This is a genomic window from uncultured Leifsonia sp., from assembly GCF_945957465.1.
Lineage (GTDB): Bacteria > Actinomycetota > Actinomycetes > Actinomycetales > Microbacteriaceae > Leifsonia.
Genome location: NZ_CAMFLC010000074.1, coordinates 1 through 12092 on the forward strand (window position 1 = coordinate 1; position 12092 = coordinate 12092).

Sequence of the window (12092 nt, forward strand, 5' to 3'; positions counted from 1 at the left end):
TGAGGGCGCCGATCCCCGGCAGGGAGAAGATCTGCTCCACCACGATCGCGCCGCCGAGCAGGCCGACGAACATGAGCGCGAGCACGGTGAGGGAGGCCGGCGCCGCGTTGCGCACCAGGTGCACGACGACGCGCCGCTGCGAGAGGCCGCGCGAACGCAGCGTGCGGACGAAGTCCTGATTGTCGGTGGAGATGATCGCGTTGCGCAGCTGCTCGGCGATCATGACGATCGCCCCGAGCGAGAGCGCCACCGCGGGCAGCGTGATCGAGCGCAGCCACCCGTCGACGCTCACCTGCGGCTGCACGTAGCCGACCGCGGGGAACCATTTGAGGTTGACGGCGAACCAGATCACCAGCACGAGGCTCACCCAGAAGCCCGGAAGCGCGAACAGGATGACGGACGCGGCCTTGATCACCTTGTCCAGGACGCTGCCGGGACGCAGGCCCGCGAGCACGCCGAACAGGCCGCCGAAGAGTGCGGAGAGCAGGGTCGCGGCGGTGACGACGGAGAGCGTCACCGGGAGCTTGATGGCGATCTGCGCGTTCACCGGCTGGAAGTTGCGCCAGGAGTCGCCGAAGTCGCCGACGATCGCGTGGCTGCCCCAGTCCCAGAACTGCACGAGCAGTGGCCGGTCGGTGCCGATCTTGGCGGCGAGGGCCGCCTGCTGGGCCGGGGTCGCCGAGCTGCCGAGCAGGCCCGCGGTCGGGTCGCCGATCGCGGCGTGGGCGAGGAAGAAGGTGCCGATGGAGACGGCCAGCAAGAGGATGACGCCCGAGACGAGCCTCTTGACGGTGAATCTGATCATGTGCGGGGTTCCTGCCGGTCGGGTGGAGCGGGGGGCGGGGGAGGGGCGGGTCGCGCCGGCTGCGCGACCCGCCCCCGGCGGGTCGTTCTGCGCTGGGCTACTTGACTGCGATCTGGCGCAGCGTGGGGAACATCATCCCGACCACCGGGGTGATCCGGATGTTCGAGGTGGAGGTGTAGCTGTTGTCGGCCTGGTACCAGATCGAGAACCACGCCTTCTGGGTGACCAGCTTGTTCAGCGCCTCGATCTGGTTGAGCTGGTCGCTCGGGTTGGCGGTCAGGACCTTCTGCACGGCGGCCTGCACGTCGGGGAACTTCTCGACCTGCGGGGTCGGGTTGTACCACTGCGGCAGGTTGATCATGCGCTGCACGGTCGCGACCGGGTTGGAGTCCATCGACAGGAACGAGACGAACATCGGGTAGGTCGGTGCGTTCTTCTGGTAGTCCATGTACTGCATGTCGTCCCAGGTGACCTTGATGCCGAGCTGGCCGAAGGTCTGGTCGACCACCGGCTGCCAGACCTGGAAGACCTGCGACATCGGCAGGTGCAGCGAGAACCCGTCCGCGTATCCGGCCTCGGCCAGCAGCGACTTGGCCTTGCTGATGCTGTACTTGTACATCGAGTTCAGCGACGTGACGTTGCCGGGCATCCCGGCCGGGAACACCTGGTTCGAGACCTTGCCCGCGCCGTTGCCGACGGACTTGAGGATGCTGGCGCCGTCGAACGCATAATTGAGCGCCTGGCGCACCTTCTCGTCGCCGAGCGGCTTGAACTTCTCGCCGGCCCGGTCGGTGAACTGCAGGCCCACCCAGCCGGAGACCTTCTGCGCCACGTTCCAGCCGTTCTGCTTGGCCTGCTGCAGGGCGGTGTCGTCGGCGTAGTTGACGTTGATCTGGCCGGACATCATCGCGTTGTCGCGCGCGGTGGCGTCCTGGATCGGGTAGATGGCCAGCGGGTCGAAGGGGAACTGCTTGGCATCCCAGTGGTTCTTGACCTTGGTGAAGTGGTACTCGGAGCCGGCCACGCTCGTGGACGCGAGGGTGTACGGACCGGAACCGACCGGCTCCTTGGCGAGGGTGCCCGCGTCGATCGCCTTCGGCGCCATCATGTAGCTGCGGCCGATGCCCATGAAGTAGAGCAGTGTGTCATCGCGCTCCTTCAGGTCGATCTTCACCGTGTCGTCGCCGACCGCCTCGAACTTGTCGACGCTCGCGTAGGCCTCGCCGCTGCGGGCGCCCTGCTTGAGGTAGTTCAGGCTCTTGACGGCCGCTGCGGCGTCGAACTTCTCGCCGTCGGAGAACTTCACGCCGGTGCGCAGGGTCAGGGTGACGGTCTTGTAGTCGGCGGAGGTCTCGAACTTCGTGGCGAGCGCGGGCACGGGCTTGCCGTCGCCGTCGACCGCGATCAGCGGGTCGTAGACCGCCGACAGGTAGGGGCCGTCGAAGCCGACGTCGGCCAGGGACGGGTCCCAGCTGGTGACGTCGGCGAAGTTGCCGATGTTGAGCGGACCGCCGGCCGCCGCCTTCGTGGATGTGGTTTCGCTTCCCCCGGAGCCGCAGGCGCTCAGCGCCAGCACGGTCACCGCGGCCACGGCCGCTGTGATCAAGGCTTTCTTCATGGTGTCTTCTCTCGGTTCGCAAGGCAGGGAGTGGAACTCGAAACAGCAGACGTCGATCGATGATCGGCTGACACTCCGCTGTGCCGTGGCGGTAATTCTACAGTTGTTGACAAGAAAGGCAACTAGTGGAGAAAAACGATGGGAGAAGCCTGACATGGCGCGGCTCGCGCGCGAAATCGGCGGGGCGTGGGCGCGCCGTCCGGCGTTCGGGGGTGGCCAGGATGTACGGGATGATATACGATCCACACGGGGCGATCGGCCCCACTCCTTACGCCGTCGAAGGGAGCCATCGGTGCTCGACAGCCCGACCATCCAGGCCATCGCGGACGAACTCGCGACCGCCGAGCGGGACCGGACGACCGTCCCCCTGCTGACCGCCCGCCACCCCGAGATGACGGTGGAGGACTCGTACGCCGTGCAGCGCGTCTGGGTCGAGCGCGGTCTCGCCGCCGGCCGCCGCCTGGTGGGCCGCAAGATCGGCCTGACCTCCAAGGTCATGCAGCAGGCGACCGGGATCACCGAGCCCGACTACGGAGCGATCTTCGCCGACATGGTCTACGAGACCGGATCGGTCATCCCGTTCGACCAGTACTCGAACGTGCGCATCGAAGTCGAGCTGGCATTCGTGCTGGCGCGCCCCCTCGAGGGGCCCGATGTGACCCTGTTCGACGTGCTCGACGCCACGAAGTATGTCGTGCCCGCACTCGAGATCCTGTCGTCGCGCATCGAGCTGCAGGGGCGGACGATCGTCGACACGATCTCCGACAACGCCGCGATGGGCGGCATGGTCGTGGGCGGCCGACCGGTCGCCGTCGACGCCGTCGACCTGCGCTGGGTCGGCGCGCTGCTCTACCGCAACGAGACGATCGAGGAGTCCGGTGTGGCCGCCGCCGTGCTCGACCATCCGGCGTCCGGCGTGGCCTGGCTGGCGAACAAGCTCGCGCAGCACGGCAGCCGCCTGGAGGAGGGTGACATCGTCCTCGCCGGATCGTTCACGCGCCCGATGTGGGTCGAGCGCGGCGACACCATCCACGCCGACTACGGAACCCTGGGAGCCGTGACATGCCGATTCAGCTAGAGCCGACGCCGACGTTCGCCGACCGCCTCGCCGCTGCCGACCGCACCCTGTACGGGATGTGGTCGTGCGGCGGGAGCGCCCTGATGGCGGAGATCTGCGCCGGAAGCGGCCTGGACATCCTGCTCATCGACGGGGAGCACTCGCCGGTCGGGCTGGAGTCGATCCTCGCCCAGCTGCAAGCCGCCGCCGCCTACCCGGTGACGCCGGTCGTGCGCGCACCCTCCGGCGACGTCGTCATCCTCAAGCAGCTCCTCGACCTCGGCGCGCAGAACGTCCTGGTGCCGATGGTCGACAGCGTCGAGCAGGCGGAGGCGATGGTGCGGGCCGTGCGCTACCCGCCCCTCGGCGTGCGCGGCGTCGGCAGCGCGCTCGCGCGGTCGTCGCGGTGGAGCCGCATCCCGGACTATCTGGCCCGCGCCCACGAACTCGTCTCGCTGACGGTGCAGATCGAGACGGGGGAGGCGCTCGCCGTGGCCGGCGAGATCGCCGCGGTGGACGGGGTGGACGCCCTGCTGGTCGGGCCGGCCGACCTGGCGGCCTCCCTCGGCCTGCTGGGGCAGCAGAACCACCCGGATGTCGTCGCGGCGGTCGAGAGCGTGATCCGGGCCGGGCGCGCTGCCGGAACCCCGGTCGGCGTGAACGCGTTCGACCCGGCGACGGCCGACCGGTACGCCGAGGCCGGGGCGGCGTACGTGCTGGTGGGGTCAGACGTGACGCTGCTCGCGCGGGCGTCGGAGGCACTCGCCGAGCGGTTCCTCGGGGCCGACGGCCCGGAGGCCGCGAGCTACTGATGGGGGCTGTGCGTGCTTGCCCCAGCCCCGACAGATCGTATACAATCGTGAATACGTTCCGCACATCCCCGACGACGAGGAGCCGCCACCCGTGAGCGCCATCAGCCTGCCAGGCAAGATCATCGCGGTGCACCTGAACTACCGCTCGCGTGCCGCCCAGCGCGGGCGCACGCCCGCGCAGCCCTCGTACTTCTTCAAGCCCTCCTCGTCGGTCGCCGCGAGCGGCGGCGAGCTGGAACGACCGGCCGGCACCGAACTGCTCGCCTTCGAGGGCGAGATCGCCCTGATCATCGGGCGCCCCACCCGCCGGGTCGCGCCGGAGGACGGCTGGGCCGCCGTCTCCGGCGTCACGGCCGCGAACGACTTCGGCCTCTACGACCTGCGGGCGGCCGACAAGGGCTCCAACGTCCGCTCGAAGGGTGGCGACGGCTTCACACCCCTGGGCCCGGAGGTCATCCCGGCCTCTGCTGTCGCGCCCGACGCCCTGCGCGTGCGCACCTGGCTGAACGGCGAACTCGTGCAGGAGGGCACGACCGACGACCTGATCTTTCCCTTCGGTCAGCTGATCGCCGACCTGTCGCAGCTGATGACCCTCGAGCCGGGCGACGTGATCCTCACCGGCACCCCGGCCGGCTCGTCGGTCACGCAGCCGGGCGACGTGGTGGAGGTGGAGGTGGACGCCCCGACCGCTCCGGGCGCCCCGACCTCCGGCCGCCTGGTCACGCGGATCACCGAGGGCACGGTGGCGTTCGGCGACTTCGGCACGAAGCCGAGCGTGGACGACCTGCAGCGCGCCGAAGCGTGGGGCACGCCGCCCGAGCCGGCGTTCGCGTTGACGGACGACCTCCGGGCGCGGCTCGCCTCCGTCGCCACCGCCACCCTCAGCTCCCAGCTGCGCAAGCGCGGCCTGGACAACGTGAGCATCGACGGCCTGACCTCCACGCGCCCCGGCACGAAGGTGATCGGCACCGCGCGCACGCTGCGCTTCGTGCCCAACCGGGAGGACCTCTTCGCCAGCCACGGCGGCGGCTACAACGCCCAGAAGCGCGCGTTCGACTCGGTCGGCGCGGGCGAGGTCCTCGTCATCGAGGCGCGCGGTGAGCGCGGCAGCGGCACCGTCGGCGACGTGCTCGCCCTGCGGGCACAGGTCAACGGCGCCGCGGGCATCGTCACCGACGGCGGTGTGCGCGACCTCGCGGTCGTCGCCGCCCTCGACATCCCGACCTACTCGGCCGGGCCGCACCCCGCGGTGCTCGGTCGCAAGCACGTGCCGTGGGACACCGACCTCACGATCTCCTGCGGCGGCGCGACCGTGCAGCCGGGCGACGTGATCGTGGGCGACGCCGACGGCCTGCTGGTCATCCCGCCCGCCCTCGTCGAGGAGGTCGTGGCCGACGCGATCGCGCAGGAGCGCGAGGAGGAGTTCATCGCCGAGATGGTCGCCGCGGGCGAGAAGGTCGATGGCCTGTTCCCGATGAACGCCGCGTGGAAGGAGAGGTACGCCGCATGGCTGACACAGCAGTGAGGCCGGACACGAACGGGAAGACCGTCGCCCCGAGCAAGTCGCAGCTCGCCTACGAGTTCATCCGCGAGCGGATCGAGGACGGCCGGTACGTCTCCGGCTACCGACTCGTGCTCGGCTCGATCGCCGGCGAGCTCGGCATCAGCGTCGTGCCCGTGCGCGAGGCGATCCGCCGGCTGGAGGCCGAGGGCCTGGTCACGTTCGAGAAGAACGTCGGCGCGCAGGTCGCCTTCCTGCACCCCACCGAGTACACCTACACGATGGAGACGCTCGCGCTGGTGGAGGGTGCGGCCACGCAGCTCTCCGCGCCGCGGCTCACCGCCGAGCACCTGCGCCGCGCCCGCCAGGTCAACGACGCGATGATCGCGAGCCTCGACGGGTTCGATCCGCACCGCTTCACGCAGCTCAACCAGGAGTTCCACTCGGTGCTGTTCGAGGAGTGCCCGAATCCGCACATCCTCGACCTCGTGCACCGCGGCTGGAACCGGCTCGCCGTGCTCCGCGACTCCGTCTTCAGTTTCGTGCCCGGCCGCGCCCGCGCGTCGGTCGCCGAGCACGAGCGCATCGTCTCGCTCATCGAGTCGGGCGCCGAGCCGCTCGAGATCGAGCTCGCCGCCCGCCGGCACCGCCTGGCGACCCTGGACGCCGTCCACGATTACCAGCGCAGTCACGCGTCGCACGACGAGCGCGCCGACCACTGATCCGACCCCGCCACACGCCCGCCAGCCCCAAGGAGGCCCGCATGCCGCAGCACTACATCCCCGAGAACCTCCCCACGACCATCCAGCACTTCATCGACGGGAAGTTCGTCGACAGTGTCTCGGGCAAGACCTTCGATGTGCTCGACCCGGTGTCGAACCAGACCTACGTGCAGGCCGCGGCCGGGCAGAAGGAGGACATCGACCTCGCCGTCGCCGCGGCGACCCGCGCGTTCAAGGAGGGCCCTTGGCCGCGGATGAAGCCGCGCGAGCGCGCCCGGGTGCTGAACCGCATCGCCGACGCCGTGGAGATCCAGGACGCCCGCCTGGCCGAGCTCGAGACCTTCGACACCGGCCTGCCGATCACGCAGGCGCTCGGCCAGGCGCGCCGGGCCGCCGAGAACTTCCGGTTCTTCGCCGACCTGATCGTCGCCCAGGCCGACGACGCCTACAAGGTGCCGGGCAGCCAGCTCAACTACGTCAACCGCAAGCCGATCGGCGTCGCCGGCCTCATCACGCCGTGGAACACGCCGTTCATGCTGGAGAGCTGGAAGCTCGCCCCCGCGCTCGCGACCGGCAACACCGTGGTGCTCAAGCCCGCCGAGTTCACGCCGCTGTCGGCCTCCCTGTGGGCGGAGATCTTCCGCGAGGCGGGCGTGCCCGACGGCGTCTTCAACCTGGTGAACGGCCTGGGCGAGGAGGCCGGCGACGCGCTCGTGAAGCACCCGGACGTTCCGCTCATCTCGTTCACCGGCGAGAGCCGCACCGGGCAGCTCATCTTCGCCAACGCCGCGCCCTTCCTGAAGGGCCTGTCGATGGAGCTCGGCGGCAAGTCCCCCGCCGTGGTGTTCGCCGACGCCGACCTCGACGCCGCGATCGACTCGACCCTGTTCGGGGTGTTCTCGCTGAACGGCGAGCGCTGCACGGCCGGTTCGCGCATCCTCGTGGAGCGGGCGATCTACGACGAGTTCTGCGAGCGCTACGCCGCCCGCGCCGAGAACATCGTGGTCGGCGACCCGCACGACCCGAAGACCGAGGTCGGTGCGCTGGTGCATCCCGAGCACTTCGACAAGGTGATGAGCTACGTCGAGATCGGCAAGGGCGAGGGCCGGCTGCTCGCCGGCGGCGGCCGCCCGGCGGGCCTGGAGCACGGCAACTACGTGGCGCCGACCGTGTTCGCCGACGTGAAGCCGGACGCACGGATCTTCCAGGAGGAGATCTTCGGCCCCGTCGTCGCGATCACCCCGTTCGACTCCGACGAGGAGGCGCTGGAACTCGCCAACGGCGTCCGCTACGGTCTCGCCGCCTACCTCTGGACCAACGACCTGGAGCGCGCGCACACCTTCGCCCAGAACGTGGAGGCCGGGATGGTGTGGCTGAACTCGCACAACGTCCGCGACCTCCGCACGCCGTTCGGCGGTGTGAAGGCGTCCGGCCTGGGCCACGAGGGCGGCTACCGCTCCATCGACTTCTACACCGACCAGCAGGCCGTGCACATCACGCTCGGCCCCGTCCACACCGCCCGGTTCGGCGCCACGGTCCACCAGCCCGAGGAGGCCGACGAGGCCGCCGACGACGCCGGCGACGCCTGACACCTCCAATCGCTCGACACAAAGCAAGGAAGCTCTGACATGACATCTCCCATCACTCCGGACGCTCCGGAGCCGGTGACCACCGCCGGCGACCCGATCCCCGCACCGACCGACGCCATCCCCACCCCGAAGGCCGCCCCGCCGGATGTCGTGCGCTGCGCGTACATGGAGCTCGTGGTCACCGACCTGGAGGCCAGCCGCAACTTCTACGTGAACGTGCTCGACCTGGTCGTGACCGAGGAGGACGAGAACACCGTCTACCTGCGCAGCTTCGAGGAGTTCATCCACCACAACCTGGTGCTGCGCAGGGGCCCGGTGGCCGCCGTCGCCGCGTTCGCCTACCGGGTGCGCACCCCGGAGGACCTCGACCGCGCGGTGGAGTTCTACACCGAGCTCGGCTGCCGGGTGGAGCGTCGCGCGGAGGGCTTCACCAAGGGCGTCGGTGACAGCGTCCGCGTGGAGGACCCGCTGGGCTTCCCGTACGAGTTCTTCTACGAGGTCGAGCACGTCGAGCGCCTCGCGTGGCGGTACGACCTCTACACCCCGGGCGCGCTCGTGCGCCTCGACCACTTCAACCAGGTCACGCCCGACGTGCCGCGCGCCGTGAAGTACATGGAGGACCTCGGCTTCCGCGTCACCGAGGACATCCAGGACGAGGCCGGCACCACCTACGCCGCGTGGATGCGACGCAAGCCCACCGTGCACGACACCGCCATGACCGGCGGCGACGGCCCGCGCATGCACCACGTCGCCTTCGCCACCCACGAGAAGCACAACATCATCGCCATCTGCGACAAGCTCGGCGCCCTCCGCATGAGCGACGTCATCGAGCGCGGTCCCGGCCGTCACGGCGTCTCCAACGCGTTCTACCTCTACGTGCGCGACCCCGACGGCCACCGCGTCGAGATCTACACGCAGGACTACTACACGGGAGACCCGGACAACCCGGTCGTCACCTGGGACGTGCACGACAACCAGCGCCGCGACTGGTGGGGCAACCCGGTCGTGCCCTCCTGGTACACCGACGCCTCCCTCGTGCTCGACCTCGACGGCAACCCGCAGCCGCTCACCACGCGCACCGACGACTCCGAGATGGAGGTCACCATCGGCGCCGACGGCTTCTCGTACACCCGCAAGGACGACGAGGCCCGCGGCTTCAAGCTCGGGGCCCAAGTCTGAGTCTCCCCGTCGCCTGAGCCGAGGGGCCGCCGAAGGGCGCCCGAACGCCCCTAAAACTCCGTTTTAGGGGCGTTTACGCGCCCTTCGGGCTCCTCGCGGGGCTCGGAGTGGGGAAGAGGGCGGGGGTGGGTGGGCTAGCGTTCTCTTGAGAACGACGAGAGGAAGATGCGCGATGATCGCAGGGATCGAGACCGGCGGAACGAAGATCGTCTGCGGTGTCGCCGACCGGGAGAACCTGACCGAGCCGACCTCTGTCACGCGGTTCCCCACCACGACGCCGGAGGAGACCCTGGGCCGCATCGCCGACTTCCTCGCGGAGGTCGGACCGGTGGAGGCCGTCGGCATCGCCTCCTTCGGCCCCGCCGACGCCGACCCGGCGTCGCCGACCTACGGCTTCGTGACCTCCACCCCCAAGCCGGGCTGGAAGGACACGGACGTGCTCTCCGCGGTGCGGGCCGCCGCCGATGCACCTGCGGCGTTCATCAGCGACGTCACGGGCGCCGCGATCGGCGAGTCCCGCGCGGGCGCCGGGCGCGGCGCACGCAACGTCGGGTACGCGACGATCGGCACCGGTGTCGGCGTCGGCCTCGTGGTCGACGGTCGCCCGCTCAGCGGCAACGGCTGGCCCGAGCTCGGGCACCTGCTGGTGCGTCGCCACCCGGCCGACCGCTTCGAGGGGCACTGCCCCTACCACGGCGACTGCCTGGAGGGCCTCACCGCGGGCCCCGCCGTGCTGGCCCGCTGGGGTGAGGACGCGTCGTCGTTCCCGGCCGCCGAGAAGGACGAACGGTACGAGATCCTCGCCTACTACATCGCACAGCTCGCCTGGACGACGGTGCTGACCCTCGGCCTCGACCGCCTCGTCCTCGGCGGCGGCGTGATGCTCGCCCCTGGACTGCTCGAGCGCACCTGGCCGGCGCTGACCTCCATCGCCGGAGGCTACGGGCCGCCCCAGGTCGCGACCGGCGACCCGCGCGACCTGCTCGTCGCGCCGGGGTTGCCGGGAACGTCCGGCCTGGTCGGCGCGCTCAGCCTGGCCGCCGACCTGGTGCGGTGAACCGGGTCTGAACGCCTCCCACGATTGAGAGCGGTTCGACAGCGTACTGTCGGCGGGCGGACAGCGGTTTCCCTGCCGGGCGGCCTTATCTTCCCGGTATGGCAGGTTCCATCTCCTCCCTCGCGTCGCCGGTGCGGTCTGCGCGACAGCCCCACGCCGAGCTGTTCCGCTCGGCGCACGATGACGCGGTCATCGCGGTGGCGTGCCAGTGCCTGATCGGCCGCACGCACTCGCACGGGGAGTGGCGGCCGGAGTTCGACAGCGACGCGGCCGTCGTCGACGAGCGCGACGGCGACTCCGGAGTCTGACCTCGGCCCTGCCTCGCGGACCCGCGCGTCCGCAAACTCTGTGACGTGTATTAACAACCGCAACGGTTTGTGACGGCGGCGGGTGCGTGCGCGCCCCTGCCGGTCCTAACGTCGGCGACGCACCCCTCCCGCGTCATCGTCAGCCCGATGTGAAGGACACAGCCATGAAGAGAACCCTCCGGAGCGCCGCCGTCGTCTCCGTCGCCGCCCTCACCGTCGTGGGACTCGCCGCCTGCGCGAGCGACTCGTCCGCCGCGACCGGAGGATCCTCCAGCGGCAAGAGCACCGTCTACTTCGGCGTCTCCGCGGCCGAGACCGGTCAGTACGCCGCGTACGGCGAGCAGTTCAAGGAGGCGTTCGACCTCGCCGTCGAGCAGGTCAACGCGAAGGGCGGCATCAACGGTCACCCGGTCGCCCTCACGTACGAGGACTCGCAGTCCGACCCCAAGCAGTCGGTCGCCGTGGCGCAGAAGTTCGTGGGCGACGACAGCATCAGCCTCGTGTTCGGCGACTACTCCTCGGCGGCCTCGATCCCGGCCTCGCCGATCTACACCGCGGGCAAGCTGCTGCAGTACGGCTTCAACAACTCGAACCCGGACTTCACCGCCAAGGGCACCGAGTACCAGTGGTCGACCTCCATCACCACGAGCGCCACCTACACCTGGACGGCGGACTACATCAAGAAGCAGGGCGTCAGATCCGTCGCAGTGACCTACCTCAACACCGCCGACTGGGGCATCCCGGCGTTCACCGCGTTCAAAACCGAGGCCAAGAAGATCGGCCTGAAGATCACCGACGCCGAGGGCGTCCTCGACACCTCCGACGACTACCGCCCGTCGCTGACCAAGGCCGTCGCCGGCAAGCCGGAGGCATTCGTGCACATCGGCTACGGGCCCGACGCCGCCAAGCTGGTCACCCAGCTGCGGGCGATCGGCTACGACGGCACCTTCTACGGCGGCCAGGACGAGCAGTCGTTCGACGGCACCAAGGACGCCGAGGGTGCGATCAACGGCGCCGAGTTCCTCGCGTCCAACCCCGCGAAGGAGGTGCAGGACTTCGTGAAGGCGTTCACGAGGAAGTACCCGAACGAGTCCGAGGTCACCGGCTTCGAGGCCGGTGCCTACGACGCGCTCAACGTGGCGGTGGCCGCGGCGAAGATCGGCGGCACCAGCCGCGAGGGCATCCTGGCCGGCTTCAAGAAGCTCAAGAACGTGCCGAGCGTCGTCTACGGGACGATCACCTTCGACCAGTCGACCCGTCGTGTCGCCTCGCCGCAGCTCACTCCGAGCATCCTCAAGGACGGGAAGTGGGTCGCGTACAACGGCTGAGCCGCTGAACCGCACATCATGATCGACACACTGATCGCCGGCCTGCTCCGAGGGAACGTCTACGCCCTCGGAGCGGTCGGCATCTCCCTCGTCTTCGGCGTCATGAACGTCGTCAA

11 protein-coding genes are annotated in these 12092 nt (G+C 69.7%); 9 read left to right on the top strand and 2 right to left on the bottom strand.

What is annotated here, in order from left to right:
• Both Q0Q23_RS18690 and Q0Q23_RS18695 read right to left on the bottom strand, forming a co-directional pair.
• A partial coding sequence (locus Q0Q23_RS18690) for an ABC transporter permease (protein WP_295127836.1) occupies positions 1-805 on the bottom strand: 805 nt, incomplete at its 3' end.
• Positions 806-902: 97 nt separating this feature from the next.
• Positions 903-2423 (bottom strand): ABC transporter substrate-binding protein, encoded by a 1521-nt coding sequence (locus Q0Q23_RS18695; protein WP_295127838.1) that lies wholly within the window; start codon positions 2421-2423, stop codon positions 903-905.
• A gap of 292 nt (positions 2424-2715) precedes the next feature.
• Here Q0Q23_RS18695 and hpaH point away from each other — a divergent pair, with 292 nt between their 5' ends.
• From hpaH to Q0Q23_RS18740, 9 genes are all read left to right on the top strand, one after another.
• Positions 2716-3501, top strand: coding sequence for a 2-oxo-hept-4-ene-1,7-dioate hydratase (gene hpaH, locus Q0Q23_RS18700; RefSeq protein ID WP_295127841.1), 786 nt, complete (start codon positions 2716-2718; stop codon positions 3499-3501).
• Positions 3486-4292, top strand: a complete 807-nt coding sequence (locus Q0Q23_RS18705) for an HpcH/HpaI aldolase/citrate lyase family protein (protein ID WP_295127843.1) — start codon at positions 3486-3488, stop codon at positions 4290-4292. Before hpaH ends, Q0Q23_RS18705 begins: the two co-directional genes overlap by 16 nt.
• A 91-nt stretch (positions 4293-4383) precedes the next feature.
• Positions 4384-5817 carry a fumarylacetoacetate hydrolase family protein gene (locus tag Q0Q23_RS18710; protein WP_295127846.1) on the top strand — a complete coding sequence of 478 codons (1434 nt, stop codon included), beginning with the start codon at positions 4384-4386 and terminating at the stop codon, positions 5815-5817.
• Positions 5799-6515 carry a GntR family transcriptional regulator gene (locus Q0Q23_RS18715; RefSeq protein ID WP_295127849.1) on the top strand — a complete coding sequence of 239 codons (717 nt, stop codon included), beginning with the start codon at positions 5799-5801 and terminating at the stop codon, positions 6513-6515. The genes Q0Q23_RS18710 and Q0Q23_RS18715 overlap by 19 nt, the downstream gene beginning before the upstream one ends.
• A 41-nt stretch (positions 6516-6556) precedes the next feature.
• Positions 6557-8104, top strand: coding sequence for a 5-carboxymethyl-2-hydroxymuconate semialdehyde dehydrogenase (gene hpaE, locus Q0Q23_RS18720; RefSeq protein ID WP_295127853.1), 1548 nt, complete (start codon positions 6557-6559; stop codon positions 8102-8104).
• 39 nt (positions 8105-8143) lie between these two features.
• Positions 8144-9283 (top strand): 3,4-dihydroxyphenylacetate 2,3-dioxygenase, encoded by a 1140-nt coding sequence (gene hpaD, locus Q0Q23_RS18725; protein WP_295127856.1) that lies wholly within the window; start codon positions 8144-8146, stop codon positions 9281-9283.
• Positions 9284-9455: 172 nt separating this feature from the next.
• A complete protein-coding gene (locus tag Q0Q23_RS18730) occupies positions 9456-10340 on the top strand; it encodes an ROK family protein (protein WP_295127859.1) in 885 nt (294 codons plus the stop codon).
• Between the two features lie 98 nt (positions 10341-10438).
• On the top strand, positions 10439-10648 hold the full coding sequence (locus Q0Q23_RS18735) for a hypothetical protein (protein ID WP_295127862.1): 210 nt from the start codon (positions 10439-10441) through the stop codon (positions 10646-10648).
• Between the two features lie 164 nt (positions 10649-10812).
• Positions 10813-11976, top strand: coding sequence for an ABC transporter substrate-binding protein (locus Q0Q23_RS18740; protein WP_295127865.1), 1164 nt, complete (start codon positions 10813-10815; stop codon positions 11974-11976).
• Positions 11977-12092: the final 116 nt, after the last annotated feature.

What these genes read in the sequence shown, in the direction of transcription:
- Q0Q23_RS18695 (WP_295127838.1), bottom strand. Translation starts at nt 2,423, where the DNA reads ATGAAGAAAGCCTTGATCACAGCGGCCGTGGCCGCGGTGACCGTGCTG.
- Q0Q23_RS18705 (WP_295127843.1), top strand. Translation starts at nt 3,486, where the DNA reads ATGCCGATTCAGCTAGAGCCGACGCCGACGTTCGCCGACCGCCTCGCC.
- Q0Q23_RS18715 (WP_295127849.1), top strand. Translation starts at nt 5,799, where the DNA reads ATGGCTGACACAGCAGTGAGGCCGGACACGAACGGGAAGACCGTCGCC.
- hpaE (WP_295127853.1), top strand. Translation starts at nt 6,557, where the DNA reads ATGCCGCAGCACTACATCCCCGAGAACCTCCCCACGACCATCCAGCAC.
- hpaD (WP_295127856.1), top strand. Translation starts at nt 8,144, where the DNA reads ATGACATCTCCCATCACTCCGGACGCTCCGGAGCCGGTGACCACCGCC.
- Q0Q23_RS18730 (WP_295127859.1), top strand. Translation starts at nt 9,456, where the DNA reads ATGATCGCAGGGATCGAGACCGGCGGAACGAAGATCGTCTGCGGTGTC.
- Q0Q23_RS18735 (WP_295127862.1), top strand. Translation starts at nt 10,439, where the DNA reads ATGGCAGGTTCCATCTCCTCCCTCGCGTCGCCGGTGCGGTCTGCGCGA.
- Q0Q23_RS18740 (WP_295127865.1), top strand. Translation starts at nt 10,813, where the DNA reads ATGAAGAGAACCCTCCGGAGCGCCGCCGTCGTCTCCGTCGCCGCCCTC.